The organism is Achromobacter sp. SX5 (assembly GCF_056711425.1).
On record NZ_CM160041.1, the window covers coordinates 1,195,027 to 1,215,250 of the forward strand.

22 protein-coding genes and 1 pseudogene are annotated in these 20,224 nt (G+C 70.4%); 6 read left to right on the forward strand and 17 right to left on the reverse strand.

The features are described 5' to 3' along the window. Position 1: 1 nt before the first annotated feature. The 9 genes and pseudogenes from AC1M14_RS05520 to AC1M14_RS05560 form a co-directional block, all read right to left on the reverse strand. Entirely contained in the window at positions 2-514 is a 513-nt protein-coding gene (locus AC1M14_RS05520) for an RNA polymerase sigma factor (RefSeq protein WP_102773757.1), read from the reverse strand. Positions 515-531: 17 nt separating this feature from the next. Then, a complete protein-coding gene (locus AC1M14_RS05525; protein ID WP_111825699.1) occupies positions 532-900 on the reverse strand; it encodes a COG4315 family predicted lipoprotein in 369 nt (122 codons plus the stop codon). Between the two features lie 85 nt (positions 901-985). After that, complete coding sequence (locus AC1M14_RS05530) at positions 986-1,441, reverse strand: GNAT family N-acetyltransferase (protein WP_209165761.1); 456 nt, start codon at positions 1,439-1,441, stop codon at positions 986-988. A gap of 177 nt (positions 1,442-1,618) precedes the next feature. After that, a pseudogene (locus AC1M14_RS05535) lies at positions 1,619-1,996 on the reverse strand (REP-associated tyrosine transposase); the annotation flags it as partial. Between the two features lie 253 nt (positions 1,997-2,249). Beyond that, on the reverse strand, positions 2,250-3,629 hold the full coding sequence (locus AC1M14_RS05540) for a DUF1501 domain-containing protein (RefSeq protein WP_111825698.1): 1,380 nt from the start codon (positions 3,627-3,629) through the stop codon (positions 2,250-2,252). A 10-nt stretch (positions 3,630-3,639) separates the two neighbouring features. Continuing rightward, positions 3,640-5,205 (reverse strand): DUF1800 domain-containing protein, encoded by a 1,566-nt coding sequence (locus tag AC1M14_RS05545; RefSeq protein ID WP_479731172.1) that lies wholly within the window; start codon positions 5,203-5,205, stop codon positions 3,640-3,642. A gap of 100 nt (positions 5,206-5,305) precedes the next feature. Further along, a complete protein-coding gene (locus AC1M14_RS05550; protein ID WP_479731173.1) occupies positions 5,306-6,010 on the reverse strand; it encodes an SDR family oxidoreductase in 705 nt (234 codons plus the stop codon). Positions 6,011-6,056: 46 nt separating this feature from the next. Next, positions 6,057-7,367 (reverse strand): PQQ-dependent sugar dehydrogenase, encoded by a 1,311-nt coding sequence (locus AC1M14_RS05555; RefSeq protein ID WP_479731174.1) that lies wholly within the window; start codon positions 7,365-7,367, stop codon positions 6,057-6,059. A gap of 57 nt (positions 7,368-7,424) precedes the next feature. After that, complete coding sequence (locus AC1M14_RS05560) at positions 7,425-7,739, reverse strand: PepSY domain-containing protein (RefSeq protein ID WP_479731788.1); 315 nt, start codon at positions 7,737-7,739, stop codon at positions 7,425-7,427. 222 nt (positions 7,740-7,961) lie between these two features. On the opposite strand from AC1M14_RS05560, the gene AC1M14_RS05565 reads away from it, so the two are divergent. The 3 genes from AC1M14_RS05565 to AC1M14_RS05575 are packed head-to-tail and all read left to right on the forward strand — an operon-like array spanning position 7,962 to position 10,314. Further along, complete coding sequence (locus AC1M14_RS05565) at positions 7,962-8,282, forward strand: PepSY domain-containing protein (RefSeq protein ID WP_102773751.1); 321 nt, start codon at positions 7,962-7,964, stop codon at positions 8,280-8,282. After that, a complete protein-coding gene (locus AC1M14_RS05570) occupies positions 8,282-8,944 on the forward strand; it encodes a response regulator transcription factor (protein ID WP_209165740.1) in 663 nt (220 codons plus the stop codon). The genes AC1M14_RS05565 and AC1M14_RS05570 overlap by 1 nt, the downstream gene beginning before the upstream one ends. Next, positions 8,941-10,314 (forward strand): sensor histidine kinase, encoded by a 1,374-nt coding sequence (locus tag AC1M14_RS05575; protein WP_102773749.1) that lies wholly within the window; start codon positions 8,941-8,943, stop codon positions 10,312-10,314. The genes AC1M14_RS05570 and AC1M14_RS05575 overlap by 4 nt, the downstream gene beginning before the upstream one ends. 13 nt (positions 10,315-10,327) lie before the next feature. On the opposite strand, the gene AC1M14_RS05580 is transcribed toward AC1M14_RS05575, so the two are convergent. From AC1M14_RS05580 to AC1M14_RS05595, 4 genes are all read right to left on the reverse strand, one after another. Then, on the reverse strand, positions 10,328-10,756 hold the full coding sequence (locus tag AC1M14_RS05580; protein ID WP_479731175.1) for a universal stress protein: 429 nt from the start codon (positions 10,754-10,756) through the stop codon (positions 10,328-10,330). A 17-nt stretch (positions 10,757-10,773) separates the two neighbouring features. Beyond that, positions 10,774-11,199: a universal stress protein gene (locus tag AC1M14_RS05585; protein WP_102773747.1), complete on the reverse strand. Its 426-nt coding sequence runs from the start codon at positions 11,197-11,199 to the stop codon at positions 10,774-10,776. A gap of 92 nt (positions 11,200-11,291) precedes the next feature. After that, a complete protein-coding gene (gene murI / locus AC1M14_RS05590) occupies positions 11,292-12,095 on the reverse strand; it encodes a glutamate racemase (RefSeq protein WP_102773746.1) in 804 nt (267 codons plus the stop codon). A 46-nt stretch (positions 12,096-12,141) separates the two neighbouring features. Beyond that, positions 12,142-13,059 (reverse strand): LysR substrate-binding domain-containing protein, encoded by a 918-nt coding sequence (locus tag AC1M14_RS05595; protein WP_209165741.1) that lies wholly within the window; start codon positions 13,057-13,059, stop codon positions 12,142-12,144. 90 nt (positions 13,060-13,149) lie between these two features. Between AC1M14_RS05595 and AC1M14_RS05600 the strand changes: the two genes are divergently transcribed. From AC1M14_RS05600 to AC1M14_RS05610, 3 genes are read left to right on the forward strand one after another with little or no spacing between them, the layout of a single operon-like run. Beyond that, positions 13,150-13,728, forward strand: a complete 579-nt coding sequence (locus AC1M14_RS05600) for a chromate transporter (RefSeq protein ID WP_479731176.1) — start codon at positions 13,150-13,152, stop codon at positions 13,726-13,728. Further along, on the forward strand, positions 13,725-14,249 hold the full coding sequence (locus tag AC1M14_RS05605) for a chromate transporter (RefSeq protein WP_102773743.1): 525 nt from the start codon (positions 13,725-13,727) through the stop codon (positions 14,247-14,249). Before AC1M14_RS05600 ends, AC1M14_RS05605 begins: the two co-directional genes overlap by 4 nt. Positions 14,250-14,285: 36 nt before the next feature. After that, positions 14,286-14,963, forward strand: a complete 678-nt coding sequence (locus AC1M14_RS05610; RefSeq protein WP_102773742.1) for a DUF1345 domain-containing protein — start codon at positions 14,286-14,288, stop codon at positions 14,961-14,963. A 35-nt stretch (positions 14,964-14,998) separates the two neighbouring features. Here the strand turns inward: AC1M14_RS05610 and AC1M14_RS05615 are convergent, their stop codons facing one another. The 4 genes from AC1M14_RS05615 to fdhF form a co-directional block, all read right to left on the reverse strand. Then, a complete protein-coding gene (locus AC1M14_RS05615) occupies positions 14,999-16,117 on the reverse strand; it encodes a methyltransferase (RefSeq protein WP_102773741.1) in 1,119 nt (372 codons plus the stop codon). A gap of 105 nt (positions 16,118-16,222) precedes the next feature. Next, positions 16,223-16,480: a formate dehydrogenase subunit delta gene (locus AC1M14_RS05620; RefSeq protein WP_111825689.1), complete on the reverse strand. Its 258-nt coding sequence runs from the start codon at positions 16,478-16,480 to the stop codon at positions 16,223-16,225. A gap of 17 nt (positions 16,481-16,497) precedes the next feature. After that, entirely contained in the window at positions 16,498-17,328 is an 831-nt protein-coding gene (gene fdhD, locus AC1M14_RS05625; RefSeq protein WP_479731177.1) for a formate dehydrogenase accessory sulfurtransferase FdhD, read from the reverse strand. Positions 17,329-17,342: 14 nt separating this feature from the next. Beyond that, positions 17,343-20,219, reverse strand: coding sequence for a formate dehydrogenase subunit alpha (gene fdhF, locus AC1M14_RS05630; protein ID WP_479731178.1), 2,877 nt, complete (start codon positions 20,217-20,219; stop codon positions 17,343-17,345). Positions 20,220-20,224 lie beyond the last annotated feature (5 nt).

The following is a 20,224-nucleotide window of genomic DNA, read 5'->3' on the forward strand; positions in this document are numbered from 1 at the left end:
GTTATTTCACGCGGTGGAGCCGGTTGGAGGTATCGCGGCCCTGCATCAGCGCGCTCAGTTTTTCGCGGGCGCGCGACAGGCGCGACATGACCGTGCCCAAGGGCACGTCCAGTATCTGTGCGGTTTCCTGATAGGAAAGATCTTCCACGCATACCAGCAGCAGGACTTCGCGCTGCTCGGCGGGCAGGGCCTGGAGGCAGCGCTCGAGGTCGCGTACTTCCAGGCGGTCGGTCTGGGTGGCGCGCACCGGCGCGTCGGGCAGGTCGCCGGCGGCGGTCTGGTCCACGCGCCGGCTGTTGGCGCGCACCCCGTCGATGAAATGGTTGTGCATGATGCCGAACATCCAGGCGCGCAGCTCTCCGCGCCGCTGCCAGCGCGAATAGCGGCTCCATGCGCGCTCGAGCGTGTCCTGGACCAGGTCGTCGGCCCGCTGCGGGTCGCCCGTCAGCCCGCGGGCGTAGCGCCGCAGGCTGGGGATGCAGGCCAGGATCAAGGCTTCGTCGTCGGGGCGCATGGAGCGGCGGCGCGGGATCAGGGCTTGGCCACGTGCCAGACTTCCTTGAAGTTGTCGCCGGTCTTGTCGCCGGCCTTCGCATCCTTGGCGTAGGTGTACAGCGGCTTGCCCTTGCTGGCCCATTGCTTGCTGCCGTCGTCACGGGTGATGACGGTCAGGTCGCCGCTGGGCTTGGCGTCGGCGGCGGCCATGACGGGCGGCCAGATCTTGGCGCACTGGTCATTGCAGGCGCTCTTGCCGCCCGAGTCCTTGTCGAAGGTGTAAAGCGTCATGCCGGCGCTGTTGACCAGCATGCCGTTCTGGGTCTTGACGGCCTGGGCCTGGGCGCCGGCCGAGAACAGGGCGGCGGAAGCCAGGGCCAGGATTGCGACGTAGTGTTTGCGCATGGTGTGCCTCGCGGATAGAAAAAGTGGGGACTGCCTGACACAGACGCTGCCGGCCCCCGGCTTATTCCCGCTACACGAAAAAATATCAGCCGGCCTTCCGGGGGAAGTAGCGCATTTCGGTTTCCAGCGGATGCTCCTCGACGGGGGTGAAGCCCAGCGATTCGTAGAGACGCCGGGCGGGATTGCCATGCAGCACGCCCAGGTCGACCGTCGCCGCCCGGGAGTCGGCCTCTTGCAGCAGGCCGGCCAGCAGGCGCCGGCCCAGGCCCCGCCCCTGGAACTCGGGAGCGATCTGGATCTGCACCACGCGCCAGGCCGCGCCGTCGCGCGTAGCCTTGAACAGCCCCGCCTTGCGGCCGTCGGCCCAGACGATCCGGGCGTCCTCGAAGCGGTGGCGGATACGGACCAGGTGGTAGGCGTCGTCGCTGGGCGCGCCGGCGCGCCGCAGGTGCTCGGTCATGGTGGACTTGCGCAGGGCCAGCAGAAAGGGCAGGTCGGCTTCGGTGGCGGGCGCCAGCGTCAGGGCAGGGGAGGCGGTCATGGGCGGGCGGCAGGTGGCAGGGGCGCGGGCGCCATCGGCCCGCAGATCCAGTTTATAGAACCGCCGGGGCGGTGTTGCCAAGCGCAGGCGGCGGCGTTCCTGCCAGGCGAGCAGGGTGGAATGCGGCCACAGTTCCGGCCGCGCCACGTCGCCGTGTTTGACCGGATTGGCATGGACGTAGCCGATGCAGGCGGTCAGATCCGACTCGTCGCGCACCGTGTGTTCCCAGTAGCGCCGCTGCCATATGCCGCGCTCGCCGCGCGCCGATGTGGAAGTGCGCGTCGCGCCCGGCAGCGCGCGCGAAAAGCGGGTCTTGATCCGGCGCCAACGGTTCGGATAGTCGCTGTCGCCCTGCGGCAGCCGCCAGACCATGTGCAGATGGTCCGGCATGATGACCGCGGCAAGAATCGCGAATGGCGCCAGCCGCTGTTCCGCGCGGATGCAGGCTTTGAGCAGTTCGGCGCGCTGCACCAGCAGCCAGGTTCCGCGCCGTCGCGCGGCCACGGTGAAAAAGTAGGTGCCGCCTGGAACGTAATGGCGTCTGTAGTCGGTCATCCCGGCTCCTCGATAAGCCGGTCAAGCATAGGCCGGCGCGGCCGTGGCCGAGGGCGGGAGTGTCATATCGGTCCATCGCGGGTGGCCGTGAGGTTGGCGCGTGATGGGTGTCGCGCGTTCGATGATTGGCTTCTAGTGGAAGTCGTCTCGCGCTATACCCATCCTACGGTTCCCCGACCTGCGTCGATCCGTAGGATGGGTATAGCGCGAGATTCACCGGGCAAGAACACGAATGCCCAGCGCGCGACACCCATCAGACCCCGCCAGAACCCTCAAACAACCCCAACGCATCGGCATCGAAATGCCGCAGGTTCGGAAACACCAGCTTCAGGTCCTCCGGGCTGGCCCCGAACCATTTCCCCAGCGAGGCGCCGAGCTGGTCCACCGCCAGGGTAGGCAGCAGCCGGCCGTTGTCGACGAAGCCCGGGCCGTCGCGCGCGATCTCGGGGTGCTGGCCGTAGTAGCGGCCGCCCTTGACCGCGCCGCCGAGCACGAAATGGTGCGAGCCCCAGCCGTGGTCGGAGCCGTTGCCATTGGAGCCCAGGGTGCGGCCGAATTCGGATGCGGTGAAGGTGGTGACCTGGTCGGCCACGCCGGTGGCCGCCAGCGCCTGCTGGAACGCGGCCAGGGCCTGGCCCAGTTCGCGCAGCAGCGCCGGGTGGGTGTCGTTCAGGCCGGCGTGGTTGTCATAGCCGTTCTGGGACACGAAGAACACCTGGCGCCGCGCGCCCAGCGCCTGGCGCGCGCCGATGATGCGGGCGACGATCTTCAGCTGCTGGGCCAGGGGCGTGGAAAAATCCCCGGGCACCGCGACGCCGGCGAGCGCGGCGCGCAGGCGGGCGTCGGCGTCGATGGACTGGGCCGCGATGCGCGACAGTTCGCGTTCCATCAGATGTTCGCGCGGCTGGGTGATGAGCTGGCGCAGCAGCGCGGTGCAATCGCTGGAGCCGTACATGTCGCGGCCGAGCAGGTCGATGGGGGTCGAGCCGTGGATGCCGACGCGATATCCCGCGACCTGGCGGCCGGCCAGCAGCACGGTGCTGCCGCCGGCGGTGATGCCGGTGAACGTGCGCTGCGCGTTGGCGTCGGCGAACAGGTCGGTGAGCCGCCCGGCCCAGCCCGAGGACGCGCCTTCGGGGGCCAGCGCCTGCCAGTACGACTGCTGGTCGTTGTGGGAGAACAGCTTGGGCGGCAGCGGCACGCGCGCGCCGATGTATTCGGCCTTGGTGGTCGGCACGACCAGGGGGCCGATGTTCAGCAGCACGGCCATGTCGCCGCTTTCGTACAGCGGCTTGAGCGGCGCCAGCGACGGCGCCAGCGCGAATTGCGCACCGCCGGGCGCGGCCTGCCTGCCGCGCAGCGCGGTCGCCTGCAAGGCGTCTCGCGGCAGCGCGATGTCGGTGCGCGCCTGGGCGTAGGCCCGGTATGCGGGCGCGTCGAACGGCACCAGCGAGTTGTACGGGTCGTTGCCGCCATACAGGAAGACGCAGACCAGCGCCTTGTAGTCATTGGGGGCGGACTGCGCGGCCGCCGCGCCCAGCGCCGCCAGGTTCAGCGCCAGCGGGGCGGCGGCATGGGAGGCGCCCAGCGCGCAGGCGCGGAGCAGGAATTCACGGCGGCTGGCGTTTTTCATCTGCGGGCTTTCATTTCTGTACCAGGTATTCCGGGGTGGCCGCCACCAGCGTGATCGCGGCCCGCACCCGGTCGCGCGGGCGGTCGGGCGGGATGCTGGAGACGGCCTGGGCGATCGCCGCGGCGGTCCGGTCGGAGAAGGCGTCGCCCGCCAGCAGCAGCGCCACCCGCGCCACCAGCGCGGCGGGGTCGGGCGCCAGCGCGATCTCGGCGGCGTAGGAGGTCTGCAGGTCTTCCCAGCCGCGGTCCACGTAGATGGCCAGGAAGTTCAGGTAGCCGGCGACGCTGGTTTCGTCGGTGATCTGCAGCTCCGGCGCCACCAGGTGGCGGCGCGCCAGTTCGGTGACCGGCGGCACGTAGCGCGGGCGGAAGAAGTTGAACACGCTGGCCGAGCGCATCGGGCTTTGCGCCAGCCGTATGGTGTTGTCGGTGGTGTCGGGCATGGCCCATACGCCGTTGGTGGAGTCCGCGCCGAAGGCCCGCGCCCAGCCGGAAAAGCGCAGGATGGGTTCGCGCACCTTGCCCCAGTCGGGCGCGTTCAGGTCGGGGTTGCGCGCCTCCGGGTCCAGCAGGATGGCGCGCACCACGGCCTTGAGATTGCCGCGCGCGCCCGTGCCGTCGTCGGCGAAGGCGGCGGATACGCGCCTGACGTAGGCGCGGCTGGGATTGCTGGTGACCAGGCGCTGGATCAGCTGGGTGCCGATGAACGGTCCCACGTTGGGATGGGCGCTGATGACGTCGATGGCGCGCTTGAGCGACAGGTGGCCGTCGGTGCCCGGCGGGATGACGGCGCCCAGGAAGCGTTTTTCGGCCAGCGAGTGCAGCGCGTTGTTCAGCGCCATCGGCCGGCGGTGGAATTCCACGTCGGTCTCCGGACCGTTGATGTCCCAGCCGGTGAATACCTTGGCCAGCCCCTGCACGTCGGCGTTGGTATAGGTTTCCACCGGCTTGCCGTCGACCATCTTGAGCGAGCCGTCCGGCTCCAGCTCCAGCAGGCCGATGCTGAAGAGCTGCATGATTTCGCGGGCGTAGTTCTCGTCGGGATGACGGCCGGTCTTGGGATCTTCCTTGCGGTTGCCGCGGTAGGTCAGCATGCAGCCCATGGACAGGTTCTGGCTGACCGCGGCCAGCAGGTCGCGGTAATTGCCCAGCGCGTGCTCGGCCAGCAGGTCCATGAAGCCGGCCGCGCCGAACAAGGGCCAGGACGCGGTGATGGACGACACGCCCACCACGAAGATCTCGGACAGCGAAAACGCCACCCGCGTGCGCACCTGGTCGGGGGCGCTGATGAACTTGCGCCAGAGCGTGGATTCGAGGGGGCCGTTGATGCCGTTGCCCTTGAATTCCTCGGTGTTCTTGCCCTGTTGCAGCAGCCAGTCGAAATGCGTCTGCGACGGCGGCATGGCCAGCTGCCTGTCGAGCCAGGCGGCGTAGCCGTCGCGCACCACGGCTTCTATGTCGGCCGGCGTGGGGCCGAACGTCGCCTGCGCCAGGAAGCGCGAGGCCTGGCCCGGCGTGGGGCGGGGTAGCGTAGGGGCAGCGGACTGCGGCGCAGCCGCTGACGGCGTAGCGGACATGCGCAGGCACCTCGTCGAATGCGAAAACCTACGGTACTGAAGCCCCGGGCGGGCTTCAATACCGTCATTCGGATGAGGGACTACGACTAAAGCGGGAGGCTCAGACCGAGCGCGTGATACCGCCGTCGATGCGGATGTTCTGGCCGGTGATGTAGGACGAGGCGTCCGACGCCAGGAAGGCGATCAGGTCGGCGACTTCTTCGGCCGTGCCGTAGCGGCCCATCGGGATGCGCACGCGCCGGTCTTCCTTTTCCGGCAGGCTGTCGATGAAGCCTGGCAGCACGTTGTTCATGCGCACATTGTGTCCTGCGTATTCGTCGGCGAACACTTTGGTGAAGGCGGCCAGCCCGGCGCGGAACACGCCGGAGGTGGGGAACAAGGCCTCGGGCTCGAAGGTGGCGTAGGTGGAGATGTTGATGATGGCGCCGGACTTCTGCTGCTTCATGATGGGCGCGACCAGGCGCGTGATGCGCACCACGTTCAGCAGGTAGAACTCCATGCCCAGGCGCCAGTCCTCATCGCTGATTTCGAGCAGCGGGCCCTTGGGGCCGTGGCCGGCGCTGTTGACCACCGCATCCACGCGGCCCCACTTCTGCACGACGGTGTCCACCAGCCGCGCCAGATCCTCGGGCGAACGGTTCGAGCCCGTGACGCCCAGGCCGCCCAGTTCCCGGGCCAGGGCCTCGCCCTTGCCGGAGGACGACAGTATGGCCACGCGAAAGCCGTCGGCCGCCAGCTTGCGCGCCGCCGCCGCGCCCATGCCGCTGCCGCCCGCGGTAACGACCGCCACTTTATCCGTGCTCATGTTCGCTCCTGTGTCGAATATTCGGAGCGGACATTGTAGGGGCGGCTCAGGGCGCGGCGCCGACCCGCCAGACCGCGTTGCCGACGTCGTCGGCCACCAGCAGGCCGCCGCGGCGGTCGACGGCCACGCCGACCGGCCGGCCCTGCGCCTGGCCGCTTTCGTCCAGGAAACCGGTCAGCACGTCTTGCGGCGGCCCGCCGGGCCGGCCGCCGGCGAACGGCACGAAGATGACCTTGTAGCCGCTGGGCGGATTGCGGTTCCAGGAGCCGTGCTGGCCCACGAACATGCCCTCGCCGTAGGGCAGCCTGGCGCCGCCGGACCAGGCCAGGCCCAGCGAGGCGGTGTGCGGTCCCAGCGCGTAGTCGGGCACGATGGCGCGCGCCACCAGGTCGGGCCGCTGCGGCGCGACGCGGGTGTCGACGTGCTGGCCGAAGTAGCTGTAGGGCCAGCCGTAGAAGCCGCCGTCGCGCACCGAGGTCATGTAGTCGGGCACCAGGTCGCTGCCGAGTTCGTCGCGTTCGTTGACCGCGGTCCACAGCGTCTTGCCGTCGGGCCCCCAGGCCATGCCCACCGGATTGCGCAGCCCGGTGGCGTACAGGCGCTTGGCGCCGCTGGCCACGTCGATCTCCCAGATGGCCGCGCGGCCGGTTTCGGCGTCCATGCCGTTCTCGGCCACGTTGCTGTTGGAGCCGACCGAGACGTACAGCCGGGCGCCGTCGGGGCTGGCCAGCAGGTTCTTGGTCCAGTGGTGGTTGATGCCGGCGGGCAGGTCGGTGACTTTTTCGCCCGGCGCGTCGATGCGGGTCTGCCCGGACTCGTACGGAAAGCGCAGCACCGCGTCCGCGTTGGCCACGTACAGGTGCCGGCCGATGAGCGCCATGCCGAACGGCGAGTTCAGGCCTGCGAGCAGCACGCCGCGGGTTTCGGCCACGCCGTCGCCGTCGGCGTCGCGCAGCAGCGTGATGCGGTTGGCGCTGGGCGTGCGGGCCCCGGCCCGCTTCATCACTAGGCCGGCGATCCAGCCCTTCAGCCCGCCCGAGGCCGATTCCGGCTTGGGTGGCGCGTTGGTCTCGGCCACCAGCACGTCGCCGTTGGGCAGCACGTACAGCCAGCGCGGATGGTCCAGGCCGGCGGCGAAGCCGGTCACGGCCAGGCCGTCCGCGGCCCGCGGATGCGCGCCGGCGGGCCAGCCTACGGCCTTGGCGGTCTTGACGGTGGGGATCAGGGTGGGATTGGGGGCGGGCAGCTGCGGCGCCGGCCCCATGCCCGCCTCGACGGGCAGCGTGGCCATTTCGCCGCAGGCGCTGAGCGTGGCCAGCGCCAGGCCGGCCGCCGCCGCGGTACGTAGGATCTGCATGATGCGACTCCCGGACGATGTCCCATCATACTCGGGCGCTGGCGCGCCCTTCGGCCTTCAGTCGTCGAAGCGGCTGGGGGTCACGGCGCCGGTCTGCGGATCGACGTGGAGCTTGACGCGCTGGCCCTGCGGGTCGTCGGCCTTGACCTCGTAGCCGTGCTTGCGGGAACGCTCGATCTCGGAGATGTTGCGGTAGCCGGCCGCCTCCATCTTGTCGTAGACCTGGCGGATCGTCAGCATCGGGGCCGCGGGCGCGGTGGCCGCGGGGGCCGGCGCCTGCTGCGGCGCGGCCTGGGCATGGACGGCGGCGCCCGCCGCCAGGACCGAGCCGCCGATCGCCAGGGCTGCCAGGGTTTTCTGAATGCGCGTCATCATGGAATTCTCCTAAGGTTTGGACTGGATGGATGGGGCCGTCCTCACGGCCTGCCGGCATTATTCGGGTTGGCGCATGAACCGGTTCTGAAGACGCCGTTCATGCCCGGTTCATCCGCGCCGCGGTATAAAAGACGCCTGATCCATCCCCTTTTGAATCCCCCATTTCCACAGAGAGGCCCGGCGTTGCGCGACCCTAGAACCGGATTCAGGCCCGCAGGCATGCTGCCGGCCTGCGCGCTCGCGCTCGCGCTGATCGCGGGGCCGGTGGCCGGCCTGGCCGACGAGAGCGACCACGAGCGCGCGCGCCAGGCGCTGCAGGCCGGAAAGGTGCTGCCGCTGGGCGCGGTGCTGGACATCGTGGAGCGCGATTTCCCGGGGCAGGTGGTCAAGGTCGAGTTCGAGGAGGACGACGACGAATTCATCTACGAGATCCGGGTGCTGCAAAGCGGCGGTGGCATCCTCAAACTGAAGCTCGACGCGCGCGACGGCACGCTGCTGGGGATCAAGGGCCGCGACATCAAGTTCAAAGGCGAACCCTGATGCGGATACTGGTGGTCGAAGACGAACCCACGCTGGCCGGCCAGCTCGCCGAGGCGCTGCGCGCCGCCGGCCATACCGTGGATGCCGCCGCCGACGGCGAATCGGCGCGCTACCTGGGCGACGTGGAGGCGTTCGACGCGGTGGTGCTGGACCTGGGCCTGCCCGTGGTGGACGGCCTGACCGTGCTGAAGGCCTGGCGCGCCGGCGGTCGCAACATGCCGGTGCTGATCCTGACCGCGCGCGACAACTGGCATGAAAAAGTGGCCGGCATAGACGCCGGCGCCGACGATTACCTGACCAAGCCGTTCCACATGGAAGAGCTGCTGGCGCGGGTGCGCGCGCTGCTGCGGCGCAGCACCGCGCACGCCAGCGCGCAATGGCGTTGCGGCCCGCTGCTGCTGGACACGCGTCAGGCGCGGGCCAGCGTGGACGGCCGTCCGCTGACGCTGACCAGCCACGAATTCAAGGTGCTGTCGGTGCTGATGCAGCGCGCCGGCGAAGTGGTCTCGCGCAGCGAACTGACCGAGCACGTCTACGCGCAGGACCTCGACCGCGATTCCAACACCATCGAGGTCTTCGTCGGCCGGCTGCGCAAGAAGCTGCCGCCCGACACCATCGAAACCGTGCGCGGGCTGGGCTACCGCCTGGCGGCCCCGCAATGACGCGGCCCGCGGCGCGCTCGCTGCGGCTGCGGCTGCTGGCCGGCACGCTGGCCTGGATACTGGCCTCGGTGGCGCTGGCGGGCTGGGGCCTGGCCAGCCTGTTCCGCCAGCACATCACCCAGCAATTGCGAGCCGAACTGACGCTGCACCTGAACCAGCTGACGGCCGCCCTCAACGTCGGCGCGGACGGCCGGCCGGCGGTGGCCCCGCCGCTGAGCGATCCGCGCCTGGAGCAGCCGCTGTCGGGCCTGTACTGGCAGATCGACCGGCTGGCCGCGAACGGGCAGCCGGCCGCCGCCGGCGTGGCGCGTTCGCGTTCGTTGTGGGACCAGACCCTGCAGGCGCCGCCCGAGGCGCCGGGCGAGGGCGACCGCGCCTACGACGTGGCTGGCCCCGGCGGGCGCGAACTGGCCGCGCTGGGGCGCGTGGTCACGCCGGCCGAGGACGGCGCGGCGCCGCTGCGGCTGCTGGTGGCGGCGGACCGCGCCGCGCTGGCCGAACCCATCGAACGCTTCAACCACATGCTGGCGATCGCGCTGGGCGCGCTGGCCGCCGGGCTGACCGTGGCCGCGGTGGTGCAGGTGCTGGTCGGCCTGCGGCCGCTGGCGCGGCTGCGGCGCGAGCTGGCGGCGCAGGACGCGGGCGACAGCCGCCGCATCGAGGGAAGTTTTCCCAGCGAGATCCAGCCGCTGGTCGACGATTTCAACCAGGTGCTGGCGATGAACGCCGAGATCGTGCAGCGCGCGCGCACCCAGGCCGGCAACCTGGCGCACGCGGTCAAGACGCCGCTGGCCATTCTGGCCAACGCCGCCGCGCGCGAGCAAGGGCCGCTGGCGGCGCTGGTGCGCGAGCAGGTCGGCATGGCGAACCGGCAGATCGACTACCACCTGGCGCGGGCCCGGGCCGCGGCGGCCTCGGGCGCGGCCGACGGACGCACGCCGCTGGCGGAAACGGCGCAGGGCCTGCTGCGCGTGGTGCGGCGCCTGTACGCGCAGCGCGGCCTGCAGATCGAGGACGCCCAGGCCGCGCCCGGCCTGGCGTTTCGCGGCGAACAGCAGGACCTGCAGGAAATGCTGGGCAACCTGCTGGACAACGCCTGCAAGTGGGCGGCCGGCCGGGTGCGGCTCACGGCGCAGGAGGACGGGCCGGGGCGCCTGTCGATCCACGTCGACGACGACGGCCCGGGCATCGAGGACCACGAGCGCGAGCGCATCTTCCTGCGCGGCGTGCGCATGGACGAACAGCGACCCGGCTCGGGCCTGGGCCTGGACATCGTGCGCGACCTGGCCGCCACCTACGGCGGCGAGGTGAGCGCGGCGCGCTCGCCGCTGGGCGGGCTGCGCGTGTCGCTGCGGCTGCCGGCCGCCTGAACCGCGGGCGCGGCTACTTGATCAGGGTGACCGGCGCGTCGGCCAGCTGCAGCACCTGGTTGGCGGCCGAGCCGATCAGGATGTTGGCCAGCGCGCCGTTGCCGCGCGTGCCCATGACGATGCGCTCGCAGCGGTGGTCGCGCGCGTAGCCGGCGATTTCGCTGGCCACGTGGCCGAAGGCGACGTGCCGCGTGTAGGCGGTGCCGGTCACGTCGAGCAGCTTGCGCGCCTCTTCCATCGCCTCTTCGCCTTCGCGGGCGTAGAACTCGTCGATCATGTCCCGGGTGATGAGCCGCGACAGGCCGGCGCGGCCCTGCACGGGCGTCTGGACATTGAGCAGGTGGATGTGGGCGGCGCCCGCGCCCTGGGCGAGCTCGCGGGCGTACAGGACGGCGCGGTTGGCGTAGTCGGAGCCGTCGACGGGGACCAGGATGTTCAGCATGGTTGTTCCTCCGGGCCTTACTTGGCCAGCGTGACGGGCAGTTCCGCCAGGTGCAGGACGCGGGTTGCGACCGAACCCAGGAACCACGACGAAACCGAGCCCAGGCCGCGCGAGCCCATGTAGATCTCGTCGGCGTCGGTTTCCTGGGCGACGCGCACGATGGTGTCGGCCGCCGCGCCGATTTCGATGCGTTCCTCGAACGGCACGCCGGCCTTGCTCAGCAGCGCGCGGGCGGCCTGCAGGGCGGCCTCGCCTTCCTCCTGGTGGTAGGCGTCGATCTCGGCCTGCGACAGGCCGCGGCCGATCTTGCCGGCCTGCAGCGGAATCTGGACGTTGAGGAGTTCGACCCGTTCGACCGGGGCGTAGCGGCGGGCGTCGATCAGGGCCTGGACGGCGTGGAGGGACGGCTGCGAACCGTCCACGGGGATCAGGATGCGTTTCACGGGTGTCTCCGGATGAGCGCCGGCGTGCGCTGTACGCCCATTATTGGCCGAATCGCGCCGCCGCGGAATGCGCCGGATCAAGCCGCCGGCATTCAGCGCCAGCGTTCGGCCAGCGCGTCGGCGGCCAGCGCCTGGCCCAGCAGGCGGCTGGCCTGCGCAGCGAGCGCGCCGGCCGCGCCGCTGGTCTGTAGCCGCAGCGCGCCCGGGCCGCCCGCGCTCAGCAGGCCGCGTTCCTGCAACTGGTGGCGCAGCCTGCGCGCCACCGGGGCGCCGGTTTCCAGCAGCGGCACGCCGGGGCCGGCGGCCGCCTCGATGGCCTCGCGCAGGAACGGGAAATGGGTGCAACCCAGCACCAGCACGTCCGCGCCGGCCTCGCGCAGCTGCGCCACCGGGCCGCGCACCGCGGCCTCGGCCTGCGGCCCGTGCAGCACGCCTTGCTCCACCAGCCGCACCCATTCGGGGCAGGGCTGCAGCAGGATGCGCACCTCGGGCGCCTCGCGCCGCACCAGGGCGGCGAACTTGGCGCTGGCCAGCGTGCCGGTGGTGGCGAACACGCCGACCACGCCGCTCTGGGTCAGGTGGGCGGCCGGTTTGATCGCCGGCTCCACGCCGATGATGACCAGCCCGGGATGGCGCTGGCGCAGCTGCGCGATGGCGGCCGCGGTGGCGGTGTTGCAGGCCACCACCATGGCCTTGGCGCCGCAGGAGACGAAGTAATCGGCCAGCGTGGCGGCGCGCTGCGCCACGAACTGCGGCGTTTTTTCGCCATAGGGCACGTGCGCGGAATCGGCCACGTACAGCAGGGATTCCTGCGGCAGCGCGTCGCGGATCGCGCGCAGCACGCTCAGCCCGCCGACGCCGGAGTCGTAGATGCCGATGGGGGATTCGGAAAGCATGAAAGAAAAGCGGATTGGGGTGTGCGGCAGTGTAGCGCCGCGGCGCTCACGGCGATTCCTGGCGGTGGCGGCGGACCTCTTCGATCAGCCTGCGGGCCGCGCCCGACAGCGGCGCGTCGCGCCAGATCAGGTTCAGCGGCGCGCGCAGCGAGGCGGGCCGGCTGACGCTGACGTAGACCACGCCCTCGATGTTGACGCGGCGCAGCGACGCCGGCACCAGCGAGACGCCCAGTCCGGCGGCCACCAGGCTCAGCGTGGACAGCATGCGCGGCGCTTCCTGCGCGATGCGCGGGCTGAAACCGGCGGCAGCGCAGGCCGCCAGGATGGCGTCGTACAGGCCCGGCCCGCTGTGGCGGCGGTACAGGATCAGGGATTCGTCGGCAAGTTCGGACAGCGCGATGCGCTGGCGCGGGCGCCGCCGCACCGCCGGATGGTCGGCGGGAAACGCGGCCAGCATGGTTTCGTCCAGCACTTTTTCCACCACCACGCCGCGGTCCGGGCCATAGGGGCCGCGCACGAACGCCACGTCCACCCGGCCGCCGCACACGTCGTCCATCAGTTCGCCGGTGCTGCTTTCCTCCAGCACCAGCCGCACATTCGGCGCCAGTTCGCGAAAGCGCCGGATCACCGAGGGCACGAACGGGTGGAAGGCGGCCGATCCGGTGAAGCCGACGGTCAGGCGGCCGGCCTCGCCCTGCGACACGCGGCGCACGCCTTCGACCGCCTGCTCGGTGAGCGCCAGGATCTTGTGCGCGTCCTCCAGCAGCGCGCGGCCGCTTTCGGTGAGTTCCATGCCGCGCGGCAGGCGGTGGAACAGCGTGACGCCCAGCTCCTCTTCCAGCACGCGGATCTGCTGGCTGAGCGGCGGCTGGCGGATGCCGAGCCGCGCCGCGGCCTTGGTCAGGTGGGATTCTTCCGCCACCGCCACGAAGTAGCGCAGCAGCCGCAAGTCGATGGACGCCATATGTACCCGATATGAGTCAGTAGATTTCCATATATTAGACATTATCTAGTGGGGAGAGTAGGCTGCAAACTCTTTACTGGTCACATAAAAATGAACGCAGCAGCACCCTCCACCACCGAGGCCGCCTTGCGGCCCCCGCCCACCTGTGGGCAACTGTTCTACGGATTCCTGATGCTCGGCCTGACGGCCTTCGGCGGCGCGCTGCCGCTGGCGCGCCGCATGGTGGTCGAAAAGCACCGCTGGCTGAGCGGCCCCGAGTTCACCGATCTGCTGGGCCTGTGCCAGTTCCTGCCGGGCGGCAACATCATCAATCTTTCGGTCGCGCTGGGCATGAAATTCCGCGGCCCGCGCGGCGCCTTCGCGGCGCTGATGGGCCTGATCCTGGCGCCGTCGATCATCGTGATCATGCTGGGCATGGTGTACGACCGGTTCCAGGACGATCCGCACATCCAGCACCTGTTCGCCGGGCTGGCCGCCGCCGCCGCGGGCCTGCTGATCTCGATGGCGGTGAAGATCGGCACCCCGGTTTTCAAGCGCCGCGACTGGCTGGCCGGCGCGGTCGCCACGGTGTGTTTCATCGCCATCGCCGTGCTGCGCATTCCGCTGCTGCCGACCATGGCGGTGCTGACGCCGCTGAGCATCCTGATGGTGTGGAGGCAGCGTCGATGATCCATACCCTTATCGCGCTGGGCCTGATCTTCGCCGAGCTGTCGGTGCTGGCCTTCGGCGGCGGCAACACCATCCTGCCCGAGATGCAGCGCCAGGTCGTGCAAGTGCATGGCTGGATGAGCGCGGCGGACTTTTCGGCCCTGTTCGCGCTGGGGCAGGCCGCGCCGGGTCCCAACCTGATGGTGGTCACGCTGGTGGGCTGGCACGTGGCCGGCGGCCTGGGCGTGCTGGTCACCACCATCGCCAAGTTCGGCCCGTCCTCGGTGATCACCGTGATCGCGCTGGGCCTGTGGGAACGCTTCAAGGACCGCCCGTGGCGCGGCGTGATCCAGGCCGGCATCTTTCCCATGACGGTGGGTCTGGTGGCCGCCAGCGCGGCCCTGATCACCGAGGCCTCGGTGCACAGCTGGCTGCTGGGCGCGATCGCCGCGCTGGTGGCGCTGCTGGGCAGCGTGACCCGCATCCATCCGCTGTGGCTGCTGTTCGGCGGGGCGCTGGCCGGTTTGCTCGGCATCGGTTAGGGTAGGGGCTTGCCTCGCCACGCGCAGGAGCCCGCCATGCCCCCGCTCAAGGATTTCGAGCCCGAGACCGCCGCCGCCAGCCTGCCGTTCTTCCATGCGCACCGGCGCCTGGTGCTGTGCGCCGCGCTGCTGCTGGCCGGCGCCGGCGTGCTGTACGCCGCGGGCCTGCCGCTGGTGCTGGCGCTGCTGCTGGGGTTCGACCTGGGGGCGCTGGTCTTCCTGATCCTGACGGCCCGCGTGTTCGGCCGCACCAGCGCCCAGGCCATGCGCCGCCACGCGCAGGAGCAGGACGTGGGCCGCACGGGCGTGCTGTGGAGCAGCGTGGCGCTGTCCTGCATGGTGATGACGGCGCTGTGGGTGGAGCTGCGCATCGAGGAAGGCGCCAGCAGCGTGCTGGCCATGCTGGCCGCCGCCGCGACCATCATCCTGTCGTGGCTCTACATGAACATGATCTTCGCGCTGCATTACGCCCACGGCTATTACGGCCACCGCAACGCCATGCACAAGGGCCTGGACTTTCCCGGCACGGAAGATCCGGACTACTGGGACTTCGCGTATTTCGCGCTGGTGCTGGGCATGACCTTCCAGGTGTCGGACGTGCAGATCGTGAACCGGCGGCTGCGCCGCACCGCGCTGACGCACAGCGTCATCGCGTTTTTCTTCAACGTGTTCATCATCGCCATCAGCGTGAACGTGGCGGCCGGGCGCGTCTAGGGCCTGTGCGTGGCTCCTTTTAGTGTGAACAGGCCCTAGGCCGCCGCCAGCCGCCACAGCGAGGTCACCTCGCGCGAGCGCGCCGCATGCAGCGGGTCGGCCGTGTCGGCTGCGCGGCCGTGGGTGGGCCGGGTGTCGAGCCGGCCCGCCACGCGCAGCCCGGCCTGGGCGATCCATTCCAGCAGCTGTTCGCGGCTGCGCAGGCCGAGGTGCTCGGCCAGGTCCGACAGGATCAGCCAGCCTTCGCCGCCTGGCGCCAGGTGCGCGGCCAGGCCGTCCAGGAAGCCGCGCAGCATGCGGCTGTCGGGATCGTACACGGCGTATTCCACCGGCGAGCTGGGGCGCGCCGGCACCCAGGGCGGGTTGCACACGACCAGCGCCGCGCGGCCCTCGGGATAGAGGTCGGCCTGCGCCAGTTCCACCCGGTCTTCCAGTCCCAGCCTTTGCAGGTTTTCGCGGGCGCAGGCCAGGGCGCGCGGGTCCTGGTCGGTGCCGACCACGCGCCTGAAGCCGCGGCGCGCCAGCACGGCGGCCAGCACGCCGCTGCCGGTGCCGATGTCGAAGGCGGCGTCGCCGGGCGGCAGCGGCGCCTGCGCCACCAGGTCCACGTATTCGCCGCGCAGCGGCGAGAACACGCCGTAGTGCGGATGGATGCGCGCGCCCAGGGCCGCGATCTCCACGCCTTTCTTGCGCCATTCGTAGGCGCCGATCAGCCCCAGCAGCTCGCGCAGCGAGGCCACGTAGGGCTCGTCGGCCGGGCCGTAGGCGGCTTCGCAGGCCTGGCGCGCGTCGGGCGCGCGGCGCAGGGCGATGCCGTGGCCGGCGTCGAAGCCGATCAGCAGCATGCCCAGGATGCGGGCGCGCTGCGACTGGAACTGGCGGTGCTGGTTGAAGGCGTCGCGCAGCGTGGCCGCGGGCTTGCGCGGACGCTTGTCGACGCGCCGCGCCATGGCCTGCAGCAGCTGGCGCGCGTTGTGGAAGTCGCCGCGCCACAGCAGGCCGACGCCCTCGCAGGCCTGGCGGTAGGCCTGGTCCGCGCCGAGCGTGTCATCGGCCAGCACCACGCGCCGGGGCGGCGCGGCGCCGCTTTCGGAACGCCAACGCGCGGCGCGGGCAAGCTGGTTTTCTTCCCAGTGGATTTCGGGCGGGTTCAAGGCGTCGCTCCGGCGGGCCGGCGCGCGCGGGACAGGGCAGTCATTCGGGATGCAAAAGAAAAGGGCGCGGGCTGCCAATGTAGCAGCTTCGCGCCCCGCCGCCGGCTATTGCGCGCGGGCGGCCGGCGTCAGGCGCTGGCGGTTCTGCGTGACCGCCTCCAGCACCAGGCCGTGCAGGCGGGTGTCGCCGGCGTCGCCGTCGGGGCTGCGGGCCAGGAAGTCCAGGAGCTCGTTGCGCATGCGCGGCTCCCAGAATTTATGGATGTGGTTGGCCACGCCCTCGAGCGCCTCGTGGCGGTCGGGCATGGCTTCGAAGAACTGGCCGATGCGGTTGGCCATGCGGATGAGGTTGCCGATTTCCATGCGTGGTGTAGTCCGGTTCAGGTGACGATGCGCTCGGGATGGGAGTACAGCGTGGCGTCGTCGCCGCGCAGGAATCCCAGCAGGGTCAGGTTGGCGTCCTGCGCCAGGCGGATGGCCAGCGAGGTGGGCGCGGACACGGCCGCCAGCACGCCGATGCCGGCCGCCGCCGTCTTCTGCACCATTTCGAAGCTGGCGCGGCTGGTCACCGCGGCGATGCCGGCGTCGCCGCGCATGCCCTGGCGCGCCAGGGCGCCGATGAGCTTGTCCAGGGCGTTGTGGCGGCCCACGTCCTCGCGCACCAGCGCCAGCGAGCCGTCGGCGCCGGCCCAGCCCGCGGCGTGGGTGGCGCCGGTCAATTCATGCAGCGCCTGGCGCGCGCGCATGGCGCGCATGGCGGCCAGCACCGCCTGCACGCGCACCGGCGCGGCGCGGGTCAGGGGCGCGACGGGACGCAGTACTTCGGGCAGCGTTTCCACGCCGCACAGCCCGCAGCCGGTGCGCCCCGCCAGCGCGCGCCGGCGGGCCTTGAGACGCGCCTCGCAGGCGCTGGAGATTTCCACCTGCACCACGATGCCGTCGGGCCGCGGCAGCAGTTCCATGCCGCGCACGTCATGGACGCCGGCGACGATGCCTTCGGACAGCGCGAAGCCCAGCGCGAAGTCCTCCAGGTCGGCCGGCGTCGCCAGCATGGTGGCGTGGCTGATGCCGTTGAACTCCAGGGCCACCGGGGTTTCCTCGGCCACGTAGTCCTCGGCGCCGGCGCCGAAGGCGCCCGCGCGCAGGCGGGTGATGGGCACCCGCGCGCAGTCGGCGCGGGCGGCGGGAGCGGGGAAGGGCAGGGACATCATGGCGGTTCGCGGCCTTATTTGCCGGCCAGCGCGGCGGCGTCTTCGCGTTCGCGTTCGCGCAGCAGCTTGTGCTGGATGTCGGCGAAGCGCGACCACTCGCGCTGCCATTCCGAGGGCTGGGACACGCGCGTGACCTGCACGGCGGTGACCTTGTACTCGGGGCAGTTGGTGGCCCAGTCGGAGCTGTCGGTGGTGACCACGTTGGCGCCCGATTCGGGGAAGTGGAAGGTGGTGTACACCACGCCCGGCTGCACCCGGTCGGTGATCGTGGCGCGCAGCACGGTCTCACCGGCGCGGCTCTGCACGCCGACCCAGTCGCCGTCGCGCACGCCGCGGTCCTCGGCGTCCTGCGGATGCAGTTCCAGCAGGTCCTCGCTGTGCCAGGCCACGTTGGGCGTGCGGCGGGTCTGGGCGCCCACGTTGTACTGCGACAGGATGCGGCCGGTGGTCAGCAGCAGCGGGTAGCGGCGCGTGCTGCGCTCGTCGGTGGGCACGTACTTGGTGATCATGAAGCGGCCCTTGCCGCGCACGAACTCGTCCACGTGCATGGTGGGCGTGCCGTCGGGCGCCTCGTCGTTGCACGGCCATTGCAGGCTGCCCAGGCGGTCCAGCTTCTCGTAGGTGACGCCGGCGAAGGTCGGCGTCAGCCGCGCGATCTCGTCCATGATCTCGCCGGGATGGCTGTAGTTCATGGGGTAGCCCAGCGCGTTCGACAGCGCCACGGTGACTTCCCAGTCGGACTTGCCGTTCCTGGGCTGCATCACTTTGCGCACGCGCGAAATGCGGCGCTCGGCGTTGGTGAAGGTGCCGTCCTTCTCCAGGAAGGACGAGCCCGGCAGGAACACGTGCGCGTACTTGGCGGTCTCGTTCAGGAACAGGTCCTGCACCACGATGCACTCCATCGCCGCCAGCGAGGCCGCGACGTGCTGGGTGTTGGGATCGGACTGCACGATGTCCTCGCCCTGGCAGTACAGGCCCTTGAACGAGCCGGCCAGCGCCGCCTCGAACATGTTGGGGATGCGCAGCCCGGGCTCGGGCTGCAGGGTCACGCCCCAGTCCTGTTCGAACTGGCTGCGCACCGCGTCGTCGGAGATATGGCGGTAGCCCGGCAGTTCGTGCGGGAACGAACCCATGTCGCACGAGCCCTGCACGTTATTCTGCCCGCGCAGCGGATTGACGCCCACGCCTTCGCGGCCGATGTTGGCCGTGGCCATGGCCAGGTTGGCGATCGCCATCACGGTGGTCGAGCCCTGGCTGTGTTCGGTCACGCCCAGGCCGTAATAGATGGAGCCGTTGCCGCCGGTGGCGTACAGGCGCGCCGCGCCGCGCACGGCCTGCGCGGGCACGCCGGTGATGGCCTCCATCGCCTCGGGCGAGTTCTCGGGCAGCGACACGAAATCGCGCCACTGCTGGAAGGACTTGGCCTCGCAGCGCGCGGCCACGAAGGCTTCGTCGATCAGGCCTTCGGTGGCGATCACGTGGGCCATGGACGACAGCAGCGCGGTATTGGTGCCCGGGCGCACCTGCAGATGGAAATCGGCCTTGATGTGCGGCGAACTCACCAGCTCGATGCGGCGCGGGTCGATCACGATCAGGCGCGCGCCCTGGCGCAGGCGGCGCTTGAGGCGCGAGGCGAACACCGGGTGGCCGCTGCTGGGGTTGGCGCCCATGACGATCACCACGTCGCTGTGCATGATCGAATCGAAGGTCTGGGTGCCGGCCGATTCGCCCAGCGTCTGCTTCAGGCCGTAGCCGGTGGGCGAGTGGCAGACGCGCGCGCAGGTGTCGACGTTATTGGTGCCGAAGGCGGCGCGCACCAGCTTCTGGACCAGCCAGGTTTCTTCGTTGGTGCAGCGCGACGAGGTGATGCCGCCGACCGCGTCGCGGCCATAGCGGCCCTGGATGCGGCGGAATTCCGAGGCCGCGTAGGCGATCGCCTCTTCCCACGACACTTCCTTCCACGGGTCGGTGATGCGCTGGCGGATCATGGGCTTGAGCACGCGCTCCTTGTGGGTCGCGTAGCCCCAGGCGAAGCGGCCCTTCACGCAGGAATGGCCACGGTTGGCCTGGCCGTCCTTCCAGGGCACCATGCGCACCACTTCCTGGCCCTTCATCTCGGCCTTGAAGCCGCAGCCCACACCGCAATAGGCGCAGGTGGTGACCACCGAATGCTCGGCCTGGCCCATCATGATGACGGTCTTTTCCTGCAGCGTGGAGGTCGGGCAGGCCTGCACGCAGGCGCCGCAGGACACGCATTCGCTGTCCAGGAACGGCTGGTCCTGGCCGGCCGCCACGCGCGATTCGAAACCCTTGCCGGAGATCGTCAGCGCGTAAGTGCCCTGGGTTTCCTCGCAGGCGCGCACGCAGCGGTTGCAGACGATGCACTTGGACGGGTCGTAGGTGAAGTACGGGTTCGATTCGTCCTTGGCGTCTTTCAGGTGGTTGGCGCCCTCGTAGCCGTAGCGCACGTTGCGCAGGCCCACCACGCCGGCCATGTCCTGCAGTTCGCAGTCGCCGTTGGCCGGACAGGTCAGGCAATCCAGCGGGTGATCGGAGATGTACAGCTCCATCACGCCGCGGCGCAGGTCGTGCAGCTTGGGCGTTTCGGTATGGACCACCATGCCGTTCTCGGCCGGCGTGGTGCAGGACGCGGGATAGCCGCGGCGGCCTTCGATCTGCACCAGGCACAGCCGGCAGGAGCCGAACGGCTCCAGGCTGTCGGTGGCGCACAGCTTGGGGATGTTGATGCCGGCCTCGGCGGCCGCGCGCATCAGCGACGTGCCCTCGGGCACGGTGACGGCCTGGCCGTCGATGGTGAGGGTGACGGTGACGGCGGATTCGCGCGCCGGCGTGCCCAGGTCGCGATCGCGCTTGATGACGGTTTCTAGCATGGCGG

What these genes read in the sequence shown, in the direction of transcription:
- AC1M14_RS05575 (WP_102773749.1), top strand. Translation starts at nt 8,941, where the DNA reads ATGACGCGGCCCGCGGCGCGCTCGCTGCGGCTGCGGCTGCTGGCCGGC.
- AC1M14_RS05540 (WP_111825698.1), bottom strand. Translation starts at nt 3,629, where the DNA reads ATGAAAAACGCCAGCCGCCGTGAATTCCTGCTCCGCGCCTGCGCGCTG.
- AC1M14_RS05560 (WP_479731788.1), bottom strand. Translation starts at nt 7,739, where the DNA reads ATGACGCGCATTCAGAAAACCCTGGCAGCCCTGGCGATCGGCGGCTCG.
- AC1M14_RS05545 (WP_479731172.1), bottom strand. Translation starts at nt 5,205, where the DNA reads ATGTCCGCTACGCCGTCAGCGGCTGCGCCGCAGTCCGCTGCCCCTACG.
- AC1M14_RS05600 (WP_479731176.1), top strand. Translation starts at nt 13,150, where the DNA reads ATGAACGCAGCAGCACCCTCCACCACCGAGGCCGCCTTGCGGCCCCCG.
- AC1M14_RS05550 (WP_479731173.1), bottom strand. Translation starts at nt 6,010, where the DNA reads ATGAGCACGGATAAAGTGGCGGTCGTTACCGCGGGCGGCAGCGGCATG.
- AC1M14_RS05530 (WP_209165761.1), bottom strand. Translation starts at nt 1,441, where the DNA reads ATGACCGCCTCCCCTGCCCTGACGCTGGCGCCCGCCACCGAAGCCGAC.
- AC1M14_RS05610 (WP_102773742.1), top strand. Translation starts at nt 14,286, where the DNA reads ATGCCCCCGCTCAAGGATTTCGAGCCCGAGACCGCCGCCGCCAGCCTG.
- AC1M14_RS05565 (WP_102773751.1), top strand. Translation starts at nt 7,962, where the DNA reads ATGCTGCCGGCCTGCGCGCTCGCGCTCGCGCTGATCGCGGGGCCGGTG.
- AC1M14_RS05605 (WP_102773743.1), top strand. Translation starts at nt 13,725, where the DNA reads ATGATCCATACCCTTATCGCGCTGGGCCTGATCTTCGCCGAGCTGTCG.
- fdhD (WP_479731177.1), bottom strand. Translation starts at nt 17,328, where the DNA reads ATGATGTCCCTGCCCTTCCCCGCTCCCGCCGCCCGCGCCGACTGCGCG.
- AC1M14_RS05520 (WP_102773757.1), bottom strand. Translation starts at nt 514, where the DNA reads ATGCGCCCCGACGACGAAGCCTTGATCCTGGCCTGCATCCCCAGCCTG.
- AC1M14_RS05620 (WP_111825689.1), bottom strand. Translation starts at nt 16,480, where the DNA reads ATGGAAATCGGCAACCTCATCCGCATGGCCAACCGCATCGGCCAGTTC.
- AC1M14_RS05595 (WP_209165741.1), bottom strand. Translation starts at nt 13,059, where the DNA reads ATGGCGTCCATCGACTTGCGGCTGCTGCGCTACTTCGTGGCGGTGGCG.
- AC1M14_RS05525 (WP_111825699.1), bottom strand. Translation starts at nt 900, where the DNA reads ATGCGCAAACACTACGTCGCAATCCTGGCCCTGGCTTCCGCCGCCCTG.
- AC1M14_RS05555 (WP_479731174.1), bottom strand. Translation starts at nt 7,367, where the DNA reads ATGCAGATCCTACGTACCGCGGCGGCGGCCGGCCTGGCGCTGGCCACG.
- fdhF (WP_479731178.1), bottom strand. Translation starts at nt 20,219, where the DNA reads ATGCTAGAAACCGTCATCAAGCGCGATCGCGACCTGGGCACGCCGGCG.
- AC1M14_RS05570 (WP_209165740.1), top strand. Translation starts at nt 8,282, where the DNA reads ATGCGGATACTGGTGGTCGAAGACGAACCCACGCTGGCCGGCCAGCTC.
- murI (WP_102773746.1), bottom strand. Translation starts at nt 12,095, where the DNA reads ATGCTTTCCGAATCCCCCATCGGCATCTACGACTCCGGCGTCGGCGGG.
- AC1M14_RS05580 (WP_479731175.1), bottom strand. Translation starts at nt 10,756, where the DNA reads ATGCTGAACATCCTGGTCCCCGTCGACGGCTCCGACTACGCCAACCGC.